Below are 23,093 nucleotides of genomic sequence, written 5' to 3' on the forward strand. Positions count from 1 at the left end.
TATTAAGAAAATTAGCTTATTAATGTGGTTTTTTATCTCAATTACTCCATTTTAATTAACCGCTCCAGAGGAGACAGAAAGAAAAAATTCAACTCACTTTATAATTTTTAAAATTTATTTTTATTTGGATAATCAACAAGTTACACCGTAATCGCATAAAAACCATGCGCCTTACGGGCCTATAAGCCAGGCGAGATATGATCTATATCAAATTCTCATCTATAATGCTTTGTTAGTATCTCGTCGCCGACTTAATAAAGAGAGAGTTAGTGTGAAAGCTGACAACCCTTTTGATCTTATTCTTCCTGCTGCAATGGCCAAAGTTGCCGAAGAAGCAGGCGTCTATAAAGCAACGAAACATCCGCTTAAGACGTTCTATCTGGCAATTACTGCCGGTGTATTCATTTCAATTGCCTTTGTTTTCTATATCACCGCCACAACCGGTACCGGCACAATGCCTTTCGGCATGGCGAAGCTAGTAGGTGGTATCTGCTTTTCCCTGGGGCTGATTCTCTGCGTTGTCTGCGGTGCAGACCTCTTCACCTCAACCGTACTGATTGTCGTAGCGAAAGCCAGTGGTCGCATCACCTGGGGCCAATTGGCTAAAAACTGGCTTAACGTTTATGTCGGCAACCTGATTGGCGCCCTGATCTTCGTGTTACTCATGTGGCTTTCTGGCGAGTATATGACCGCTAACGGCGCGTGGGGTCTCAACGTCCTGCAAACAGCCGACCACAAAGTGCACCATACTTTTGTTGAGGCGGTAAGTCTTGGCATCCTGGCGAACCTGATGGTGTGTCTGGCAGTATGGATGAGCTATTCGGGTCGCAGCCTGATGGACAAAGCGTTTATCATGGTATTACCGGTCGCAATGTTTGTTGCCAGCGGTTTTGAGCACAGTATCGCAAACATGTTTATGATCCCTATGGGTATTGTAATTCGCGATTTCGCCACCCCGGAATTCTGGACCGCTGTTGGGTCTTCTCCGGAGAATTTTTCTCACCTGACCGTGATGAATTTCATCACCGATAACCTGATTCCGGTTACGATCGGCAACATTATCGGCGGCGGTTTGTTGGTCGGGTTGACATACTGGGTCATTTATCTGCGTGGTAACGATCATCATTAATCTGATGATGCCCATTACACGCAGTAAATAAAAAATCCACTTAAGAAGGTAGGTGTTACATGTCCGAGCTTAATGAAAAGTTAGCCACAGCCTGGGAAGGTTTTACCAAAGGTGATTGGCAGAATGAAGTAAACGTCCGTGACTTCATTCAGAAAAACTACACTCCGTATGAGGGTGACGAGTCCTTCCTGGCTGGCGCAACTGATGCGACCACTGCACTGTGGGACAGCGTGATGGAAGGCGTTAAACAGGAAAACCGCACTCACGCGCCTGTTGACTTTGACACCTCCGTTGCTTCTACCATCACTTCTCACGACGCTGGCTACATCAACAAAGCGCTCGAGAAAATTGTTGGTCTGCAGACTGAAGCTCCGCTGAAACGTGCGATCATTCCGTTTGGCGGCATCAAAATGGTTGAAGGTTCCTGCAAAGCGTACAATCGCGAACTGGACCCGATGCTGAAAAAAATCTTCACCGAATACCGCAAAACCCACAACCAGGGCGTATTCGATGTTTACACCAAAGACATTCTGAACTGCCGTAAATCCGGTGTTCTGACTGGTCTGCCAGATGCCTATGGCCGTGGCCGTATCATCGGTGACTACCGTCGCGTTGCGCTGTACGGTATCGACTACCTGATGAAAGACAAATACGCTCAGTTCGTCTCTCTGCAGTCCGATCTGGAAAACGGCGTAAACCTGGAAGCCACTATCCGTCTGCGTGAAGAAATTGCTGAACAGCACCGCGCACTGGGTCAAATCAAAGAAATGGCTGCTAAATATGGCTGCGATATCTCTGGTCCGGCAACCAACGCTCAGGAAGCTATCCAGTGGACTTACTTCGGCTACCTGGCCGCGGTTAAATCTCAGAACGGCGCAGCAATGTCCTTCGGTCGCGTATCCACCTTCCTGGATGCCTACATCGAACGTGATATCAAAGCAGGCAAAATCACCGAGCAAGACGCTCAGGAAATGATTGACCACCTGGTCATGAAACTGCGTATGGTTCGTTTCCTGCGTACCCCTGAATATGATGAACTGTTCTCCGGTGACCCGATTTGGGCAACTGAATCTATCGGTGGTATGGGCGTTGATGGCCGTACTCTGGTTACCAAAAACAGCTTCCGCTTCCTGAACACCCTGTACACCATGGGTCCTTCTCCGGAGCCGAACATCACCGTTCTGTGGTCTGAAAAACTGCCTCTGAACTTCAAGAAATTCGCCGCTAAAGTGTCCATCGACACCTCTTCTCTGCAGTACGAGAACGATGACCTGATGCGTCCGGACTTCAACAACGACGACTACGCTATCGCTTGCTGCGTAAGCCCGATGGTTGTTGGTAAACAAATGCAGTTCTTCGGTGCGCGTGCAAACCTGGCGAAAACCATGCTGTACGCAATCAACGGCGGCGTTGATGAAAAACTGAAAATGCAGGTTGGTCCTAAATCTGAACCGATCAAAGGCGACGTTCTGAACTTCGACGAAGTTATGGAGCGCATGGATCACTTCATGGACTGGCTGGCTAAACAGTACGTCACTGCACTGAACGTTATCCACTACATGCACGACAAGTACAGCTACGAAGCCTCTCTGATGGCGCTGCACGACCGTGACGTTATCCGCACCATGGCGTGTGGTATCGCTGGTCTGTCCGTTGCTGCTGACTCCCTGTCTGCAATCAAATATGCGAAAGTTAAACCGATTCGTGACGAAGACGGTCTGGCTGTCGACTTCGAAATCGAAGGCGAATACCCGCAGTTTGGTAACAACGACTCTCGCGTTGATGACATGGCGGTTGACCTGGTAGAACGTTTCATGAAGAAAATTCAGAAACTGACTACTTATCGTAACGCTATCCCGACTCAGTCTGTTCTGACCATCACCTCTAACGTGGTTTATGGTAAGAAAACCGGTAACACCCCAGATGGTCGTCGTGCTGGCGCGCCGTTCGGACCGGGTGCTAACCCAATGCACGGTCGTGACCAGAAAGGTGCTGTTGCCTCTCTGACCTCCGTTGCTAAACTGCCGTTTGCTTACGCTAAAGATGGTATCTCTTACACCTTCTCTATCGTTCCGAACGCGCTGGGTAAAGACGACGAAGTTCGTAAGACCAACCTGGCTGGTCTGATGGATGGTTACTTCCACCACGAAGCGTCCATCGAAGGTGGTCAGCACCTGAACGTGAACGTCATGAACCGTGAAATGCTGCTGGATGCGATGGAACATCCGGAAAAATATCCGCAGCTGACCATCCGTGTTTCTGGCTACGCAGTACGTTTTAACTCCCTGACTAAAGAACAGCAGCAGGACGTTATTACTCGTACCTTCACTCAGACCATGTAATTGGTTTTGACTGAAATCGTACTTTAAAAAGCGTACAATAAAGGCTCCACGTAAGTGGGGCCTTTTTAATAGCCTGCTTTGTCAGCTATCTATACTTATGGATAGCAGCCAAAACAGACTCGACACAGTTAATAACTGTGCACTAACACTGGCCCCGGATGGGCCACACCTGGAGAAACACCGCAATGTCAGTTATTGGTCGCATTCACTCCTTTGAATCCTGTGGCACTGTTGATGGCCCGGGCATCCGTTTTATTACCTTCTTCCAGGGCTGCCTGATGCGCTGCCTGTATTGTCATAACCGTGACACATGGGATACGCACGGCGGCAAAGAAGTCACCGTCGACGAGTTAATGAAAGAGGTCGTGACCTACCGCCACTTTATGAACGCCTCCGGTGGCGGTGTAACAGCGTCCGGTGGCGAAGCTATCCTGCAAGCTGAATTTGTACGCGACTGGTTTCGTGCCTGTAAAAAAGAAGGTATTCATACCTGTCTGGATACCAACGGTTTTGTTCGCCGCTACGATCCGGTGATTGATGAATTGCTGGAAGTCACTGACCTGGTGATGCTCGATCTCAAACAGATGAATGATGAAATCCATCAGAATCTGGTGGGCGTATCTAACCATCGTACGCTTGAGTTCGCACGTTACCTGTCCAATAAAGACATCAAGGTGTGGATCCGCTACGTCGTTGTGCCTGGCTGGTCTGACGATGACGACTCCGCGCACCGCCTGGGCGAGTTTACCCGCGATATGGGCAACGTAGAGAAAATCGAACTGCTGCCATACCATGAGCTGGGCAAACACAAATGGGTGGCAATGGGTGAAGAGTACAAACTTGACGGTGTTAAGCCACCGAAGAAAGAGACCATGGAGCGCGTGAAAGGCATTCTTGAGCAGTATGGTCATAAAGTGATGTACTAATGACGACCACGGCGTCGCAGCGCTCTGCTTGAGTAGCGCGACGCCAACGTTCGATGCCTACGACATAAAATATTCTGAAAGTTTATTGGTCACGCTTTCAATAGAGAAAATACGTTTCTGGTGTGCTTTACGACACTGTACGTAACGCTCATCCTGCTCTTCCAGAGCACTGAGTATGCGATCCGCCACCATCATCGCACCAGCAATTTCAGCAAAACCAGACTCACCTTCCCCCTGTAATGCAACCGCCGCCTGCAAATTCCAGTCAGAAAGCCGATTTAATGGCGCAAACGATCCGCGAGTTAACGAGAGAATTTTTATGCCTTGTTCCTTCGCTAGCGTCAGCGACTGCATCATATCGGTAGAGACTTGTTCTGTATGAATAACGATAATCCCTGTTTTTTGGCTGTCCGCCAACGGAGAGATAGCCGCCGGATAAAATCGGTCGATATAACTGGCTATTTTCCCCATCTGCACCAGATTGATTTGCAGGAATAACGCCACCGGCACCGCAGTACCTACCGCATAAATTGCAATATTACTGAGCTGATTTAACCAGGTCGCAACCGCCTGCAACTCTTTGCTGTCGATGATGGCATTGCTGTCACAAACGCTTGCCAGTACCGCCGCCGTCTCCTCACTTCCTCCATCATTCGGCCGTGCAGCTCCTTGCTCGAGTGCAAGAGCCGTTCTGAAATCAGAAAACCCCTTAAAACCAAAGGCACGGCAAAAACGAGTGATGCTCCCCTCACTGGTATCAATAGAATCGGCCAGCTCGGTTATCGTATGCCGCATCACAAAATCAGGATTTTCAGTGATAAAACGCCCTACCTTTTCCAGGATCGGACTCAGCTCTGAAGCCCCATTTCTTATGTTAATCAATAAATTAGTATCTATCTGACTCATTTTTCGCCTTTTTGCACAAAATGCAAATGCTGTCACATACTTTGCCCGGCTTTGCGATAATAATTTTTATCACACCAATGATAATTAAAAATAATTATTTTTACAAACAGGAGAACGTCTAATGAAAGGTCTGATCGTCTGTCGTACCGGTATGGGCAGTTCGCTAATGCTGAAAATCAAAGCCCAAAAAGTCATCGATAAACATGGCTGGGATATCGATCTTGAACACGATGTCCTGTCAGGGCTACGAACCTGGCAAAACATCGACTTCGTGATCACCATGAGCGACCTGACCGATGAGGTAGAAGCCGCCGGGTTCAGAGCAATCGGTATCACCGATCTGATGAACAGCGAAGAAATGGAATCTGCGCTCACCAGCGTTGTTCAAAACAACTAACCTCTCCGGGGGAAATATGGATCTCCTAAAGTTCATTGTATTCGACATTTTGGGTGTAACCCCACTTTTAGTTGGCTTTATTGCGCTAATTGGTTTGCTTATCCAGCGTAAACCCATCGAAAAAGTGCTTTCAGGTACCTTTAAAACCATCGTCGGATTTCTGGTATTTGCCGGCGGAGCAGGGATTGCGGTGACATCCTTAGGTAATTTTCAGACCTTATTCAGCGATGGATTCGGTCTGAAAGGTGTGATGCCGTTAGCCGAAGCGTTAACTGGGCTGGCACAAACCAAGTTTGCCATGTGCGTTTCACTCATCATGGTCGTTGGTTTCGGCTGGAACTTGTTTTTTGCCCGCGTAACACCGTTCAAATACATCTTCCTGACGGGCCAACATAATCTGTATCTGTCTGCCCTCTTAACCGTTACGCTTAAGGCGCTTGGCTACAGCGATGTAACAACAATTATCGTCGGCTCCATACTGCTGGGGCTTGCGGCCTGTGTCTATCCAGCTATCGCTCAGCCGTGGATGCGTAAGATTACCGGTAATGATGAAATCGCGATGGGTCATTACGTTACTCTGGCCTACGCGCTATCGGGATGGATCGGTTCGAAAGTGGGCGATCCTAAGCAGTCAACAGAAAAGCTAAATCTTCCCGGATGGTTGGGGATTTTTAAAGACTACATCGTCTCCGTGTCCATCTCTGTCAGTATTTTCTATTACATCGCGGCGCTTGCCGCAGGCGAAGAAGCGGTAACGGCCGCCGCCGGTGGAATGCATTGGCTGGTTTATCCGCTATTCCAGTCACTCACGTTTACCGCATCGCTTTATATCATCATCACCGGCGTTCGCTTGCTGTTGTCAGAAATAGTCCCGGCATTTCTGGGCATCTCTGAAAAATTTATCCCGAACGCCAAACCCGCACTGGATTGCCCAGTCGTCTTTCCGTATGCCCCAACCGCCACCGTTTTAGGTTTCATCTCTTCCTTTGTGGGTGGATTGGTGGTTATGGGGGTACTCGCATTAATTGGGCAAACGGTCATTATCCCCGTCGCCATCCCCTACTTCTTCATTGGCGCAACCGCCGCCGTCTTCGGTAACGCGTCAGGAGGCTGGAAAGGGGCCATCGCCGGTAGCTTTATCACTGGCATATTAATTGGTATTGGCCCGGCACTCATCTATCCCATCATGGAATCGGTGGGTTTGTCCGGTACTAGCTTCCCGGAGACAGATTTTGTCGCCCTCGGCTTAGTGGTTTATTACATCGGCAAAATGTTGCCCTGATAAGGAATGAACATGAATATTGACGAATTGAAATCCCATGCGCTGGCTGCTCGCCGGGATATTGTCACCATGATTTATGAATCAGGCATTGGCCATCCTGGCGGTGCATTGTCCATCATCGACATTCTGACCTGGATTTACGATCAAGAGGTGGACTTCTCCTGCGCCCCTCGCGCTCGCGTGGTCATGAGCAAAGGTCATGCGGTTGCTGCTCAGTACGCCATGCTGCATCAAAAAGGCAAAATTGAGCGCAGCGAATTTAATACTTTTCGACAAATTAACTCACGTTTACAGGGGCACCCTAGCATCAAATCTCTGCCCGAAGTCGATGCAACAACCGGCCTGCTGGGCCAGGGATTATCCATTGCTTTTGGTATGGCGGCGGCCAAAAAACAGCGGGGGGAATCACAGCGCGTTTTCGCCATCATTGGCGATGGCGAAATGCATGAAGGGCAAATCTGGGAAACGCTACAACAGGCAGGCCATATGAAGATGGATAACCTGGTGGCGATTATTGACTACAACGGTTTTTCCTCCCACGACCCCGTTAATCAGGTGGTGAATCTGGAACCTCTGGCCGACAAAGTGCGTCTTTTCGGCTGGCACGTACTCGAACTCCATAACGGTAACGATATGCATCAGGTTGCCGACACGCTGATGCTTTCACGCCATCTGAAAGGAAAACCTGTCGCCATTATTGCGCATACCACCAAAGGCAGTGGCGTTAGCTATATGGAAAATAACGGTGACTGGCATTCAAAAACCCCAACCACCGAACAATATCAGCAGGCTATGGAGGAGTTGCAGTGATGAAAGCCCCACGTGATGAAATTGGTAACGCACTCATTGCCCTGAAAAAAAAGGGCTATCCCATTGTCGCCATTGATAGTGATTTAGCCAGCTCCACCCGCACTGACCAGTTCCAGGCCGTCTATCCAGACGCTTTCTTTGAAATGGGTATTGCGGAAGGATCGGCAATGAGCTTTGCCACTGGCCAGGCGTTGGAAGGAAATATTCCGTTCTACGTTAACTTTGCGATGTTTGTGACAGGCACCGCCTGGACTCAACTGCGCCAGGCGTGCTACGCCAAAGCTAACATTAAATTAGTTGGTAGCCACCCAGGAATGGATGATGGACCTGACGGCGCATCGCATCATGCGCTGGAAGATCTGGCCCTGACGCGCGTACTGCCGGGGCTCACAATTCTAACGCCTGCCGACGCTGAAGAAGTTGAGGCCGCATTTGAACAGGCAGTAAACATTCCCGGTCCGGTCTATATTCGCGTAGCCCGAGAACCGATGCCCGTGCGCGATAAATCTGCCGTTCCGCGAGTGACCGATATCGCCGCCGTGGAGGACTCAGGCAATGACTTCGCCATTCTCTATGAAGGGACCGTTCTGGAGCAAGCAAGCACAGGTTATGTGCAGCTGTGCGCCCAGGGAAAACGTGGCAAGCTGATTCACGTCGCCATGCTAAAACCGTTTAACCGCCAGCGCTTTCTGCAACTGATTGCCAACTGCCCGCAGATCGCAACGATTGAAAATCACACGATCACCGGTGGGCTTGGCGGGCAGGTTGCTGAAGTATTGGCGGAGGAAGGATTAACCACGAGATTAATCCGACTGGGGACACAAGATACGTTTACGGAATCAGGCAATAGCCGCCAGTTGAAAGAGAAATACGGTATTTCGGCGACCGCACTCTTTGAAGCCCTGAGATAGTTCGGGTTGGCAGACCGCAATGCGGTCTGCTGCTCTGAAATAAGGAGAACACAATGACATCTGCGCTATTTTCTGCCTGTCAGTTTCGTGAACAATGCCGCTCCTGGCAGGAGGCCGTGACGCTGGCTTGCCAGCCTCTGGAAGAACTGGGCGCGATTACGTCCGCCTACGCACAGGCAATCATCCGTGAAACAGAACAACTGGGTCCGTGGTACATCTTAAGCCCTGAGTTTGCCCTGCCGCACGCTCGTCCGGAAGAAGGAGTGATAAGCAGTGAGACACATTTGTCGCTCTTGTGTCTGAAAGAGGCGGTGCCTTTTCCAGGGCATCCAGATGTGCGGTTAATTATTGTCCTGGCGGCTGCCAGCAGCACCCGACATATTGAAATGATTCAAAAACTGGTTTGCTGGCTGGATGAAGGGGAGCATTTACAACAGTTGACGAGTATGACCAGTCAGGCGCAACTTCACTGCACGCTGAAAGCATGCGAATACCTCGCAACTTCCGGCATACCCGCAATGGGAAAATGAGTCACGGTATGCAAACATTTTGCCTGCATACCGTCTGGCGCGCTTTATACGTGAGCCACCGGAGTCGGCGTATGTCTGGCGCTACGCAACAACATCAGCAGATAAATAAACGATACGCTGGCGATCATAATGAATAACAGATTATCGGAATAATTCTGCATCAGCATTGCGGTGAATGAAGGACCAAGCAGGCTGCCAACGGTATAGCTTAATAACAATGCCTGATTCATGGCGACCAGCTGATGATGTTCAACCTTTTCACAGGCCCAGGCCATCGCCACCGGATAGAGGGTAAAACCTGCCGCACCCAACATAAACAACGCAGGCGCCATCGCCGCCTGATTCAGCATGGCGATACTTCCGACGATAACCACGAAGACCTGGACGCGTAAAACCAGCAGGCGTCCCAGCTTGTCTGCCAGGCGGCCAATCGGCCATTGCCCCAGAATACCGGCGCTAACCAGAACCGCCATCCAGAAACCAATGCTGGCGTTGCTCACCCCTTGATGGTTGAGATACAGCGGCATCAGGCCATACAAAGACCCCAGCACAATCCCGGAAATAATACAGCCGTTAACGCCCAGACGCGCCTGACGCAGCTTCAGCATGGAGGTAATAGGAGTAGACTGCTGTTCATCACCCTGCTGATTGGCAATGCGCGTAAAGAGCAATGGCAAAACACCAGCCAGGATCGTACCCGTCACCCACGGCAGGACGTTCATCAATTCTGTTGATACTTTACTAACCAGTAGCTGGCCTAAAAACGTCCCCACGTAATAGATCATCATATAGGCGGCAAGCAAGCGTCCGCGATTACGCGAAGTCCCGCTACACATCAGCGCACTTTCCACTACCACCCAAATCATGGCGCAGCCAACACCGGCGATAAAACGCCAGGTCATCCAGCTCCAGAACCCCACCATAACCCCCAGGCCGATACAGCCCGCGGCAAAAATAAGCGAGGCAATGTAATAGCTGCGATTAAAACCAAGGTGTTTTATTAAATACCCGGTCAGCAACGTCCCTACCAGATTGCCGGTAAAGTAGGAAGAACTCACCACACCTACCTGCCAGGTGGGCAGATTTTCATGGGCGAGCCAAAGCGGGACGAGCGTGTTTAACACGGCGATCGCCAGGGTCAGCAGAAGCAGCCCGCACAGCAACAGCATGACGGGACGGGTATAGATGGACATGAATAAAAACCGTGAGGAAGTTCAAATTTCATGCGCATCATGCCACTGCCAAAAACATTGTCAATCGGCGCAATCAAAGGGCTGAGGCGCTTTCCGGACGATCGATTTGCATTACTGATTCTTAATGTGAATAGATAAAAAACACAAAAACACATCTGCTTGTTTTTATTGATCTAAAACAAAAATCTCGCGTTGCGTTCAGTCGAAAAATTTCATGGACTCCCCTTACTTTTATTTCTTACTAAACTCTATGCGGGATGCAGATCTGCATTGTCTTCAAAATAGAACAGTGAGTTCTTATTTAGGTATCTAATCCATATATCGTTCTTTCTGTAGACTTAAACTCATCAAATTTCCCCACTGATGCTGAACAGGAGAAATATCATGACTAAACCTTACGTAAGACTTGATAAAGATAATGCGGCAGTACTGCTGGTCGACCATCAGGCTGGTCTGCTCTCTCTGGTTCGGGATATCGATCCCGATAAATTTAAAAACAACGTGCTTGCCCTCGGCGACTTAGCAAAATACTTCAAACTCCCAACCATTCTGACAACCAGTTTCGAGACAGGACCAAACGGGCCACTGGTACCGGAACTGAAAGCTCAATTTCCCGATGCGCCTTATATTGCTCGCCCCGGAAACATTAACGCGTGGGATAACGAAGATTTCGTGAAAGCAGTGAAAGCGACCGGTAAAAAACAGCTGATTATTGCCGGTGTCGTGACGGAAGTTTGCGTTGCTTTCCCTGCGCTCTCGGCTATTGAAGAAGGTTTTGATGTCTTTGTCGTAACCGATGCGTCGGGTACGTTTAATGAAATTACTCGCCATTCAGCATGGGATCGGATGTCCCAGGCCGGTGCTCAACTGATGACGTGGTTTGGTGTCGCATGTGAGTTGCATCGCGACTGGCGCAACGATATCGAAGGTCTGGCGACGCTGTTCTCTAATCACATTCCTGATTATCGCAATCTGATGACCAGCTACGACACGTTAACTAAACAGAAGTAAAAAAACCGGGGCTATGCCCCGGTTTGTCATTTAGCTGGCAACCGCCATACCGACGGTCATATGCAGCCCGTAGAACACGCCACGACCAATCAACTCGCCGACTAACAGCAGAATAAACGCGACGGAAAGCAGCGGAACTGCAGGCTGGTAGCCTTTCACTTGCGGTACAATCCAACAGCACAGCGCTAATGCCAGAGCGACAATCCGCCACGCCATCAGCGAGCCGTAATCTGGAACCAGCGCAGACGCCTGTTGAATGGAACTGTGGATCGTCGCCAGTTCAGCCCCCTGCATTACAGACATGATGGCGCTCACGACCAGAGCAAGCACTGAAATAGCCGGCAACAGGCGCATCGCCCAACCGTCCACGCCAGCAATTCTCAGCAACAGATATCCCAGCAGCGGACCGCCCATAAACATCGTCAGGAAGAAGCCCAGCGGCGTCCAGATGCTGTACCAGGTCGGCACGGTATCGATGGTGTTATACACGCGCACCATCATCCAGACAAAAATCACGCCCAGTACCATGGTGACAACTAACCACAGATTGCGTAATACGGGCGACATTTTTTTCAACGTTGCCAGCAGCCAGCCGATGCCGCCAACGGCAAAGAAGATTGAGCCGCTGGCAATTTCATTACTCAACGCAGAAGACCCTACACGATTGAGTGAGTTAAAGGCGCGCATCGGTGAGCCCAGGTGGAGCATAGAAGCAATAAAGCCAATGCCCATTAATACCCACAGCCCGAACATGCAGGCAATCACGCGCTGCTGCGATTCAGGGCGTAAGTCCCCTTTCATCAATGCCAGCGCCAGAACGATAAAGCCACCAACTACACACTGTCCGAAGACAGTGAAGATCATCAGCGGCCATTCATGCCATCCACTTCCCATCTTACACCTCCTTCGGATTGGCCAGATAACCTGTAGTATCCCCGGTCGGGCGGCTATTGGCGTTAGGTTTGATGACAATACTTGGTTTGGTAAAGTGCGCGCCCGGCAGTGGCGCTACCGCAGCCAAAGTACCGTGTTTTTTGCGCAGCTCTTCAATCGGACCAAAATCCAGCGCACGCAGTGGGCAGGACTCCACGCAGATAGGTTTCTTGCCTTCAGCGACGCGCTCATGGCAGCCATCACATTTAGTCATATGACCTTTTTCAGCATTGTACTGTGGCGCGCCGTAAGGACAGGCCATGTGGCAATACCGGCAGCCAATGCAAACATCTTCGTCGACAACGACAAAACCATCTTCACGTTTGTGCATCGCGCCGCTCGGACAAACCTTGGTACAGGCTGGATCTTCACAGTGGTTACACGCAATGGAGAGGTAATAAGCAAAGACGTTCTGATGCCAGACGCCGTTGTCCTCCTGCCAGTCGCCGCCTGCGTATTCATAAATGCGGCGGAAGCTGACTTCCGGGGTTAAATTTTTGAAATCTTTGCAGGCCAGTTCGCAGGTTTTGCAACCGGTGCAACGGCTGGAATCAATAAAAAATCCATACTGGGTTGTCATCGGTTACTCCTTACGCCTTTTCAACCTGTACAAGGTTCGTGTGTGACGGATTCCCCTTTGCGAGAGGAGACGGACGCTGGGTCGTCAGGACGTTAATGCAACCGCCCTGATCCACGCGTTTTGCATCCGGGTCATACCAGGCCCCTTCGCCCAATGCCACCACGCCGGGCATCATACGTGGCGTCACTTTCGCCTCGATATGCACTTCACCACGATCGTTAAAGATACGTACCTTGTCGCCGTTGTTAATACCGCGTCGCTGCGCATCCATCGGGTTGATCCACATTTCCTGGCGGCAGGATGCTTTCAGGACATCGACGTTGCCATAGGTCGAGTGAACGCGAGACTTATAGTGGAAGCCGGTCAGCTGCAAAGGGAATTTCTCCACCAGCGGATCGTTTAAGCTTTCAAATCCTGGGGTATAAATCGGTAGCGGATCGATTACATCACCTTCCGGCAGTTCCCAGGTTGCCGCGATCTCGGCAAGCTGCTGCGAATAAATTTCGATCTTACCTGACGGCGTGGTCAGCGGATTGGCTTTAGGATCTTCTCGGAACGCCTTATACGCCACATGATGTCCTTGCGGATCGCGCTGTTTAAAGATCCCTTGCTGACGGAATTCTTCAAACGTAGGCAGTTCAGGAATCGCTTTGCGCGACTGCTCATACAGATGGCGCATCCACTCTTCCTGAGTACGACCTTCTGTAAACTGCTGCTCAACGCCAAGGCGCTTCGCCAGCTCGCTGGTCATCTGGTAGATAGTCTTGCATTCGAAGCGTGGTTTGATCGCCTGATCGGTGAAAATCACATAGGACATGTTCCCGCATGAGGCATCCAACGCGAAATCCATCTGCTCAGAGGCGGTGCAGTCCGGCAGCAAAATGTCCGCGTATTTCGCCGAGGAAGTCATATGACAGTCGATGACGACGATCATCTCGCACTTCTTCTCGTCCTGGAGGATTTCATGCGTGCGGTTAATATCAGAGTGTTGGTTAATCAGACAGTTACCGGCATAGTTCCAGATCATCTTAATAGGAACATCGAGCTTGTCTTTGCCGCGTACGCCGTCACGCAGGGCCGTCATCTCCGGGCCTCGCTCAATCGCGTCCGTCCACATGAACATCGAGATGCTGGTTTCAACAGGGTTTTCCAGCGTTGGCATACGCTCAAACGGCAAACTGTATGAGCCCTCACGCGCCCCGCTGTTGCCGCCGTTGATCCCAACGTTACCGGTCAGGATAGCGAGCATAGAAATGGCGCGGGTCGCTATTTCACCGTTAGCATGACGCTGCGGCCCCCACCCCTGGCTGATGTATGCCGGTTTAGCGCTACCTATTTCACGCGCCAGTTTGACGATACGTTCAGCGGGAATACCGGTAATCTGCGCCGCCCACTCCGGGGTCTTGGCAATGCCATCCTTACCCTGCCCAAGAATATACGCCTTATAGTGACCGTTCTTCGGCGCGTCGGCCGGTAAGGTTTTCTCGTCGTAACCCACGCAGTATTTGTCGAGGAACGGTTGGTCAACCATGTTTTCGGTGATCAGGACATACGCCAGACCATTGACCAGCGCCGCATCAGTACCAGGACGGATCGGGATCCATTCATCTTCACGCCCCGCCCCGGTATCCGTATAACGGGGATCGATAATGATCATGCGGGCATTGGATTTCTGTCGCGCCTGTTCAAGGTAATAGGTTACCCCACCCCCGCTCATACGGGTTTCACCAGGGTTATTACCGAACAGAACCACCAGCTTGCTGTTTTCAATGTCGGACGGGCTGTTACCGTCAGCCCAGCCGCCGTAGGTATAGTTCAACCCGGCAGCGATTTGCGCTGAAGAGTAGTCACCGTAGTGGTTAAGGTAGCCGCCGCAGCAGTTCATCAACCGTGCCACCAACGTTTTACCCGGCGGCCACGAGCGCGTCATAGTGCCACCCAGCGTACCGGTACCGTAGTTCAGGTAGATAGACTCATTGCCGTAGTCTTTGATAAGACGCTGCATATTGCTGGCAATGATGTCGTAGGCTTCATCCCAACTGATGCGCTCAAATTGTCCTTCGCCACGCTTACCAACGCGTTTCATCGGGTATTTCAGACGATCGGGATTATAGACTCGGCGACGCATGGATCGACCACGCAGACAGGCGCGTACCTGGTGCAGACCGTCATAGTTGTCATCGCCGGTGTTGTCGGTTTCGACATACTTTATTTCACCGTCGACCACATGCATACGCAGCGGGCAGCGACTGCCGCAGTTCACCGTACACGCGCTCCAGATCACTTTCTCATTAATCGGTGTCGGATTAAGGGCTTCTGCAGCATTTGCAATACGGGTAAATGGCAGGGTAAACGCGCTACTGGCCACCGCCAGTCCGCCTATCGCCGTCGTTTTCACCAAACCGCGGCGACTAACCTCAGCTGCCAGCACGGCATCGGGGATCTTAGTTTTCATAGTGGCTCACTCTGCTGCTCACAATAAACAAAATACAAATATTCGATGTATAGTTTTTTATATAACGTTAATATCGATATACAGGCTGGTAGAAACTGAATTTGCTAAAAGACAGAGAAAAATACTGACTTTCATTCGAAGTCAGTATTACCCCTATGGGAGTAGTCGTTATTGTCCGACGTCAAGCGGGCATAAAAAAAGCGCCCTGAGGCGCTTTTTTAGCAGAGAAAGGTAGCTTAACCGATGAATTCCAGGCCATTCATGTACGGACGTAATACTTCCGGAACCTGAATGCGGCCATCAGCCTGCTGATAGTTTTCCATCACCGCAACCAGCGTACGCCCAACCGCCAGACCGGAACCGTTCAGAGTATGCACTAAACGAGTCTTTTTGTCGGATTTGCTGCGGCAACGCGCCTGCATACGACGAGCCTGGAAATCCCACACGTTGGAGCAAGAGGAGATTTCGCGATAGGTGTTCTGCGCCGGGATCCACACTTCCAGATCGTAAGTTTTGCATGCGCCGAAGCCCATGTCGCCAGTGCACAGGATAATTTTGCGATACGGCAGCCCCAGTAGTTGCAGGACCTTCTCGGCATGGCCGGTCATCTCTTCCAGCGCGTCCATCGAATCTTCCGGGCGAACAATCTGCACCATCTCAACTTTATCGAACTGGTGCATACGGATCAGACCACGCGTGTCACGACCGTAAGAACCTGCTTCAGAACGGAAGCACGGCGTATGCGCAGTCATTTTGATCGGCAGCGCATCTTCATCGATGATTTCGTCGCGCACCAGGTTGGTCAGCGGAACTTCTGCTGTTGGGATCAGCGCATAGTTGCTGCTATCAGCTTCTTCATCCAGCGGACGGGTATGGAACAGATCGCCAGCGAATTTCGGCAGTTGGCCTGTACCGTACAGCGTGTCATGGTTAACCAGATACGGGACGTAGTTTTCGCTATAGCCATGCTGTTCGGTATGCAGATCCAGCATGAACTGAGACAGCGCACGGTGCATACGCGCAATCTGCCCTTTCATAACAACAAAACGAGAGCCGGTCAGCTTAACCGCCGCGGCGAAATCTAGACCCGTGTGCATTTCACCCAGGGTAACGTGATCGCGCACTTCGAAATCAAACTCACGCGGAGTACCCCAGCGGCTGACTTCGACGTTGTCATTTTCATCTTTACCCACCGGAACGTCGTCCGCTGGCAGGTTAGGAATAGTCAGCGCAATGTCGCGGATCTCGGCCTGTAAGGTATCAAGTTCAGCTTTCGCGGCATCCAGCTCTTCGCCCAGTTTGTTCACTTCCAGACGTAAAGACTCGATATCTTCCCCGCGCGCTTTTGCCTGGCCGATGGATTTCGATCGCGAGTTACGCTCTGCCTGCAGGTTTTCAGTTTGTACCTGCAGAACTTTACGACGCTCTTCAAGAGCGCGCAGCTTATCTACATCCAGCTTAAAGCCCCGGCTTGCCAGTTTTTCTGCGACTGCGTCTGGCTCATTACGCAGCAGATTGGGATCGAGCATGCTTATCCTGTGCTTATCGAATTAAAATGGGAGAAAGTGACCACAGCCTGCGGTCACAGGGATACAGAGACAACATTACCGCAACGATAACACTAACGGTAGCGTTTTATAGGGCTATTTTGATCCTGTCCGGCGAGCCAGGCGAGCTTTTCGCCAATCTTGCCTTCAAGACCTCTGTTTGTGGGGCGATAATAGCGCGTTTGTGCCATTTCCTGCGGGAAGTACTCTTCTCCGGCGGCATAGGCATTAGGCTCATCGTGGGCATAACGATACTCCTGACCGTAGCCCATCTCTTTCATCAGCTTAGTCGGCGCATTGCGCAGGTGAACCGGCACGTCGTAATCCGGACGTTCGCGGGCATCAGACAGCGCGGCTTTGAAGGCGGTGTAAACCGCATTACTCTTCGGCGCACAGGCCAGATAAACAATCGCCTGAGCAATCGCGCGTTCGCCTTCCGCGGGTCCCACGCGGGTAAAACAGTCCCATGCGGAAATCGCAACCTGCATGGCGCGGGGATCGGCATTGCCGACATCTTCTGAGGCAATCGCCAGACAGCGACGGGCAACGTACAGCGGATCGCCACCAGCGGTAATAATTCGCGCATACCAATAAAGCGCCGCATCTGGGGCGCTTCCACGTACCGACTTGTGTAATGCGGAGATGAGATCGTAAAAACGATCGCCTTTATTATCGAAACGCGCACTACGTTCACCGGCAATTTCGGTGAGCAATTCTGGTTTCAATACGCGCTTGCCGGAATCATCAACTTCGGCCATATCGGCCATCATTTCCAGCGTATTCAGCGCCCGCCGCGCGTCACCATTAACCAGTTCGGCAATAGCCCGACGCGTTTCTGGCGGCAGAACAATATCCTGGCCGCCATAACCACGCGCTTTGTCTGACATCGCCTGGTCCAGCACCTGTTCAATGTCGTCGGAAGTTAACGATTTCAGTAGATAAACGCGTGCACGCGACAACAGCGCCGAGTTGAGCTCAAACGAGGGGTTTTCAGTGGTGGCGCCAATAAACGTAATGGTACCGTCTTCAATATGCGGTAAAAACGCATCCTGTTGGCTTTTATTAAAACGGTGAACTTCGTCCACGAACAGGATCGTGCGTCGACCCGCGTTACGGTTCTGACGCGCACGCTCAATCGCTTCACGAATTTCTTTAACGCCAGACGTAACTGCCGAAATTCGTTCGACATCGGCGTTGGCGTAACGGGCAATAACTTCGGCAAGCGTCGTTTTCCCGGTCCCCGGCGGTCCCCATAAAATCATGGAGTGCAGATGCCCGGCCTCGATAGCGCGCGGCAAGGGTTTGCCAGCAGCCAGCAGGTGCTGCTGGCCGATATACTGCGCTAAATTTTCTGGCCGCATACGCGCGGCCAGCGGCTGAAAAGTATTATCAGAAAAGTCGAGCGACAGATTGCTCACTCACACGCCTCTACTTACGTTGATCGTCAACCGTTACACCTTGCGGCGGGGTAAAGGTGAATTTAGAGGGTTCAATCGCACCATTCTGCTGAGATTTCAGCTGATAGCTGCTGCGCTGATCGTCTTGTTCAACGGCGCTGAACTGGTGGATCGTCCCGTCACGCCCAACATTGATAGTAAACTGCTTAAGGTTACCGCTGCTGGTTTTTGGCGTCAGCACGAAATCATCGCCATTTTGCTTAATATTGTACTGCTGCCAGTCGCTGGCCTGGTTACGCGCAATCAGCATGAACGGCGTGTTGCCCGTGGCGTCTTTCAGCCATGTCGCAGTCGCCTGCTCAACAAACGGGTTAAAGAACCACAGCGTTTTACCATCGGAAACCAGGATGCTCTCGTCAGGCTGCGTCATATGCCAGTTAAACAGATTAGGACGTTTAACCCATAAGTCACCCTGACCTTCCTGCACCGCCGCACCGCTACCGTCCGTGACCTTCTGAGTAAAGCTGGCATGGAAGCTACTGACTTTATCCAGGCGGCTTTTCAGGTCGCTGGCAGCATCTGCCCAGACGCTGCTCACCACAAAGCTCGACAATAATGCACAGGTGATTGCGATTCTTTTCATTGTTATTCCTCAAAATACGTCACTCCCAACGGGGAGATCCCTCTGCTATCCATTTCAGGCCAAAAATCAGCATGAGGAAAGTAGAAAATACTGAATTACTTAACTTTGCAATCATTCGAAGGGCGGCGGAGCCAGCACTTCACGATTACCATTATGCCCTTGCTCGCTGACAATTCCCTGCGCTTCCATCTGTTCGATGATGCGCGCCGCTCGGTTGTAACCGATACGGAACTGACGCTGGACGCCGGAGATTGAGGCTTTGCGTTTCTGGGTAACAAAGTTTACCGCCTGATCGAACAGCGGATCCAACTCTTCGCCACCATCAAAACCGCCACCGCCGCCTTCGCTTTCGCTGTCAGACGTAATGCCGTCAACGTATTGTGGACGACCGCGCGCTTTCCAGTCCTGAACCACAGCGTGAACTTCTTCATCACGTACAAAGGCGCCGTGTACACGCACTGGGATCGTTGAGTTTGGTGCGGAATACAGCATGTCACCCATACCCAACAGCGATTCCGCGCCGCCCTGGTCAAGGATGGTACGCGAGTCAATTTTACTGGACACAGTAAAGGCGATACGCGTTGGGATGTTCGCTTTAATCAGACCAGTGATAACGTCAACCGACGGTCGCTGGGTCGCCAGCACCAGGTGGATCCCCGCCGCACGCGCTTTTTGCGCCAGACGAGCAATCAGTTCTTCCACCTTTTTACCCACGGTCATCATCAGGTCGGCGAATTCATCCACCAGCACAACGATATACGGCAGTTTTTCCAGCACCGGATGCTGAACATCCATACTGTCGCCCGGCTTCCAGTACGGGTCCGGAATCGGACGCCCCATACGGGCGGCTTCAGCAATTTTTTCGTTATAACCAGCAAGGTTACGCACGCCAAGCGCCGACATCAGCTTGTAGCGACGTTCCATTTCATTGACGCTCCAGCGCAGGGCGTTGGCGGCATCTTTCATGTCGGTCACAACTTCAGTCAGCAAATGCGGAATGCCTTCATAAACCGACAGTTCCAGCATTTTCGGGTCAATCATGATAAAGCGAACGTCTTCCGGCTGCGCCTTGTACAACATGCTGAGGATCATGGCGTTCACCCCAACCGACTTACCGGAACCAGTTGTCCCTGCCACCAGCAGGTGCGGCATTTTCGCCAGATCGGCAACCACCGGTTCGCCCGCAATATCTTTACCCAGTACCACGGTCAGCGGAGATGAGTTATCACGGAATTTGGCGTTATCCAACACTTCGCGCAGATAAACGGTTTGACGTTTTTTGTTGGGTAACTCCAGCCCGACATACGGTTTGCCCGGAATTACCTCGACCACGCGTACCGCTGCGGTCGACAATGAACGCGCCAGATCTCGCGACAGGTTGGAAATACGCGCCGCTTTAACTCCAGGAGCAAGATTAAGCTCAAAGCGGGTAATAACCGGACCAGGTGAGTAGTTCACCACATCGGCTTTAATGCGGAAGTCCGCCAGACGAGCCTCCACCAGACGAGCCATTTGCTCCAGAGCGAAAGTATCTATCGGCTCAACCTCACTCGGCGGCGGCGTGAGCAGATCCAACGATGGCAGCGGCGTACTTGGACGGTGCGCCGGACGACTGTCGCCATTACGCATCAGGAGCGGATGGATCAGACTATCCTGCGGCGGCGCTGTAACAGGCTGCGCCGGTTGCTGATAATGCTGCTGCGGTGCGACTGGCTGCGCCGGTTGCTGGTAATGCTGTTGTGGTGCGACAGGCTGCGCTGGCTGCTGGTAATGCTGCTGCGCTGCGACAGGCTGCGCTGGTTGCTGAAAATGCTGCTGTGGTGCGACAGGCTGCGCCGGCTGCTGATAATGCTGCTGCGGTGTGACAGGCTGCTGGTACTGCGGCGCAGGCTCCGGCATTACGCCTGGAGTAAATAGCGGCTCATGCGGACCATCATCCACCAGCGTTTTCATTGGCGAAAATTCAAAGTCATCAAGCGAGAACGGATTCGCTCCGGCAGGCTGTTCACCGGAATAGCGCTGCTGCTGGGAAGAGGCAAACTGGCGAGCCAGTTCTGCTTCTGCGGCTGAATCATCATCAGTCTGACTGGCATCATCCTGATACTCGTCGCCATAGCGGTGCTGCTGAGACTGGGCGAACTGACGCGCCAGCTCATCTTGCTGCATGGCGTCAATTTCTTCGTCACTGTACGCATCTGTATCAAGATGCTCTTCGCGCGCTTTCTCTTCAGCCATACGTTGTGACGGCAGTTTTATGCCATACGACGCCAGCTCCCGACGAGTAGGTACGCGCACACGATTCGGACGCGGTAACTGCGGACCAATCCCCTCTTTCACCTGTGGACGCGGCGCACCGCTACCCGCAAGACTAAAGACAGGAGCTGCGGCAGCCGCACCCGCCCCTAAAGCGGCGTTTTTCACCCCAGCGGCCAGCGGCGCAGCGGCAGCAACTGACTCAACGGGCGGTATGGATGCTGCCGTCGGCATAGACGGCTTAACACGTTCAGGCTCTTGAGCAGGCTCTGGAATCGGCTGATACCAGGCGGCCAGTTGCTCGCGCTCACGTGCACGTTTCTCTTCAACTTCTTCAAAATAGTAGAGTGGCGGACGAGTCGGTTTAACCTCTTCAACTACCGGCTCAGGTTCCACTACAGGCGGTTGTTCAACCGCAGGCTGCTGGAACGCGGCGTTTTGTTGAAAGGTTGATTCCGGCTGATAAACAGGCTGCTGCACGGGCTCCGGCTGATATGCAGGTTCCGGCTGCCAGTTGTGCTCCGCGGTAAATCCCTGCGGCTGCGGACTCTCCTCCACAACCGGCTGCTGCCATGGTTCATACTGCTGCTGCACCGGTGGCTGCGCGTAGTGGGCTGGCTGAGGATAACCCTCAGGCGCTGGCGCAATCACCGCATCACCGGTTTGCGGGCCAGGCACGGCTTGCCAGGCTACGGCTGGGGCCGGTTGTTCCATAACCGTATTGGTCACTGGCGATGTTTGCAGCAGCGGATCAACTGGTGCGCTCCAGGCCTGAGCTGCCGTTGTCGCTGCCGCTGCGGCGGCAACTGGCTCTGTCACCGAATGACCATTCAGCAGTGGGTCAAGTTCGTCATATTCAGGCAACGTCGCACGATTACCGGAGAACAGCACATCGTTAGGATCTGCAACCACGCCACGAGCGCTGTATTCAATTTCGTCTTCATCATCCATGCGTTTGCCGGAAAACAGCGCGGCATCAGTATGACGGCCAAGCGGGTTGGTAAATTTCTCCGCCAGACGCTTACGGCGCGCTAACGCACCGCGCAGAATACGCGCCCGACGCGATTCATGAGGTTTGCCATCAGCGGCGTCGAAAGACTCATCTTCATCTTCATATTCTTCGTCATCGACCCAGGTATCGTCGCGACGGGTACGGTTGCTGGCAAACGTCAGGATATTGAGTAACCAGCCGCCCAGTTTTTCCGCAATGCTCACCCATGACCAGCCGGTAAATAGCGTTAATCCCGCAGCCCAAATGCACAATAGCGTCAGCGTACCGCCGCTACTGTGCAGTAATGGTTGCAACGTGGTGCTGAGCAGGCTGCCGATCACGCCGCCAGAGGCGAAATACCAGATGTCATCGGCATTGATTGCGGCAAGCCCGCAGGAGGTAAGGATCAGCGCCAAAACGCCAATAATACGCAGCGAAACGGCAAAATAATCGACGTATTCGTCGCTGGCCTGGTGTCGCCATGCAAACCAGCAGCCGCCGACAATGATGACGGGAATGGTGTAGGCCATGACGCCAAAAATAAAGAACAGTGTGTCTGCCAGCCATGCTCCGGGTATTCCCCCCAGATTATGGATAGGTTCGTGCCACGCGGTTTGCGACCAACTGGGATCCGAAGGGTTAAAGCTGAGTAAGGCAGCCATCAACCAGACGGCAAAAAGGGCAATAAGGATCAGTAGCGCTTCCAGGAGTCGGCGCCCGCTGCTTAACTTCGTCAATGTGACGTCTTTGTCTTCAGTGTATTCCTGGCTCAAAAACGGCTCTCCAGGTTTCAGGCTTTTCCTGCCCGATGCTAAAACGGACAACAGCACCGGGTTGCCCCGGCACTGTTGCTGTAT

The 23,093-nt window shown here is 52.0% G+C and carries 18 protein-coding genes; 9 read left to right on the plus strand and 9 right to left on the minus strand.

Annotation, left to right across the window (positions count from 1 at the left end; genetic code table 11):
* Nucleotides 1–271 precede the first annotated feature (271 nt).
* From focA to pflA, 3 genes are all read left to right on the plus strand, one after another.
* A complete protein-coding gene (gene focA, locus HV243_RS16465) occupies nt 272–1,129 on the plus strand; it encodes a formate transporter FocA (protein WP_003831909.1) in 858 nt (285 codons plus the stop codon).
* A 59-nt stretch (nt 1,130–1,188) separates the two neighbouring features.
* Nucleotides 1,189–3,471 (plus strand): formate C-acetyltransferase, encoded by a 2,283-nt coding sequence (gene pflB / locus HV243_RS16470; RefSeq protein ID WP_016152441.1) that lies wholly within the window; start codon nt 1,189–1,191, stop codon nt 3,469–3,471.
* Nucleotides 3,472–3,656: 185 nt separating this feature from the next.
* Entirely contained in the window at nt 3,657–4,397 is a 741-nt protein-coding gene (pflA, locus tag HV243_RS16475; RefSeq protein ID WP_003035751.1) for a pyruvate formate lyase 1-activating protein, read from the plus strand.
* 57 nt (nt 4,398–4,454) lie between these two features.
* Here the strand turns inward: pflA and HV243_RS16480 are convergent, their stop codons facing one another.
* Nucleotides 4,455–5,303 carry a MurR/RpiR family transcriptional regulator gene (locus tag HV243_RS16480; RefSeq protein ID WP_016156113.1) on the minus strand — a complete coding sequence of 283 codons (849 nt, stop codon included), beginning with the start codon at nt 5,301–5,303 and terminating at the stop codon, nt 4,455–4,457.
* Nucleotides 5,304–5,424: 121 nt separating this feature from the next.
* On the opposite strand from HV243_RS16480, the gene HV243_RS16485 reads away from it, so the two are divergent.
* From HV243_RS16485 to HV243_RS16505, 5 genes are read left to right on the plus strand one after another with little or no spacing between them, the layout of a single operon-like run.
* Nucleotides 5,425–5,700, plus strand: coding sequence for a PTS sugar transporter subunit IIB (locus HV243_RS16485; RefSeq protein WP_016152439.1), 276 nt, complete (start codon nt 5,425–5,427; stop codon nt 5,698–5,700).
* Between the two features lie 16 nt (nt 5,701–5,716).
* On the plus strand, nt 5,717–6,982 hold the full coding sequence (locus tag HV243_RS16490; RefSeq protein ID WP_053388971.1) for a PTS ascorbate transporter subunit IIC: 1,266 nt from the start codon (nt 5,717–5,719) through the stop codon (nt 6,980–6,982).
* A gap of 12 nt (nt 6,983–6,994) precedes the next feature.
* A complete protein-coding gene (locus HV243_RS16495; protein ID WP_016156111.1) occupies nt 6,995–7,792 on the plus strand; it encodes a transketolase in 798 nt (265 codons plus the stop codon).
* On the plus strand, nt 7,792–8,703 hold the full coding sequence (locus tag HV243_RS16500; protein WP_181603856.1) for a transketolase C-terminal domain-containing protein: 912 nt from the start codon (nt 7,792–7,794) through the stop codon (nt 8,701–8,703). The genes HV243_RS16495 and HV243_RS16500 overlap by 1 nt, the downstream gene beginning before the upstream one ends.
* A 53-nt stretch (nt 8,704–8,756) precedes the next feature.
* On the plus strand, nt 8,757–9,233 hold the full coding sequence (locus HV243_RS16505) for a PTS sugar transporter subunit IIA (RefSeq protein ID WP_046274696.1): 477 nt from the start codon (nt 8,757–8,759) through the stop codon (nt 9,231–9,233).
* A 44-nt stretch (nt 9,234–9,277) separates the two neighbouring features.
* Here HV243_RS16505 and HV243_RS16510 read toward each other — a convergent pair whose 3' ends face one another.
* Nucleotides 9,278–10,426 carry an MFS transporter gene (locus tag HV243_RS16510; protein ID WP_016152434.1) on the minus strand — a complete coding sequence of 383 codons (1,149 nt, stop codon included), beginning with the start codon at nt 10,424–10,426 and terminating at the stop codon, nt 9,278–9,280.
* Between the two features lie 384 nt (nt 10,427–10,810).
* On the opposite strand from HV243_RS16510, the gene ycaC reads away from it, so the two are divergent.
* A complete protein-coding gene (ycaC, locus tag HV243_RS16515) occupies nt 10,811–11,437 on the plus strand; it encodes an isochorismate family cysteine hydrolase YcaC (RefSeq protein WP_016152433.1) in 627 nt (208 codons plus the stop codon).
* A gap of 30 nt (nt 11,438–11,467) precedes the next feature.
* Here ycaC and HV243_RS16520 read toward each other — a convergent pair whose 3' ends face one another.
* The 7 genes from HV243_RS16520 to ftsK form a co-directional block, all read right to left on the minus strand.
* Complete coding sequence (locus HV243_RS16520) at nt 11,468–12,331, minus strand: dimethyl sulfoxide reductase anchor subunit family protein (protein ID WP_046274694.1); 864 nt, start codon at nt 12,329–12,331, stop codon at nt 11,468–11,470.
* Nucleotide 12,332: 1 nt separating this feature from the next.
* Nucleotides 12,333–12,950 carry a DMSO/selenate family reductase complex B subunit gene (locus HV243_RS16525; RefSeq protein WP_003035741.1) on the minus strand — a complete coding sequence of 206 codons (618 nt, stop codon included), beginning with the start codon at nt 12,948–12,950 and terminating at the stop codon, nt 12,333–12,335.
* A gap of 10 nt (nt 12,951–12,960) precedes the next feature.
* Nucleotides 12,961–15,405, minus strand: a complete 2,445-nt coding sequence (dmsA, locus tag HV243_RS16530; RefSeq protein WP_053388972.1) for a dimethylsulfoxide reductase subunit A — start codon at nt 15,403–15,405, stop codon at nt 12,961–12,963.
* A 236-nt stretch (nt 15,406–15,641) separates the two neighbouring features.
* Nucleotides 15,642–16,934, minus strand: coding sequence for a serine--tRNA ligase (gene serS, locus HV243_RS16535; protein WP_003831902.1), 1,293 nt, complete (start codon nt 16,932–16,934; stop codon nt 15,642–15,644).
* Nucleotides 16,935–17,026: 92 nt separating this feature from the next.
* Complete coding sequence (gene rarA, locus HV243_RS16540) at nt 17,027–18,370, minus strand: replication-associated recombination protein RarA (RefSeq protein ID WP_016152429.1); 1,344 nt, start codon at nt 18,368–18,370, stop codon at nt 17,027–17,029.
* A gap of 10 nt (nt 18,371–18,380) precedes the next feature.
* Entirely contained in the window at nt 18,381–18,992 is a 612-nt protein-coding gene (gene lolA / locus HV243_RS16545; RefSeq protein ID WP_003831898.1) for an outer membrane lipoprotein chaperone LolA, read from the minus strand.
* Between the two features lie 111 nt (nt 18,993–19,103).
* Nucleotides 19,104–23,009 carry a DNA translocase FtsK gene (gene ftsK, locus HV243_RS16550; protein WP_053388973.1) on the minus strand — a complete coding sequence of 1,302 codons (3,906 nt, stop codon included), beginning with the start codon at nt 23,007–23,009 and terminating at the stop codon, nt 19,104–19,106.
* Between the last annotated feature and the right edge of the window lie 84 nt (nt 23,010–23,093).

Source organism: Citrobacter sp. RHBSTW-00599 (assembly GCF_013784065.1).
Taxonomy (GTDB): Bacteria; Pseudomonadota; Gammaproteobacteria; order Enterobacterales; family Enterobacteriaceae; genus Citrobacter; species Citrobacter braakii.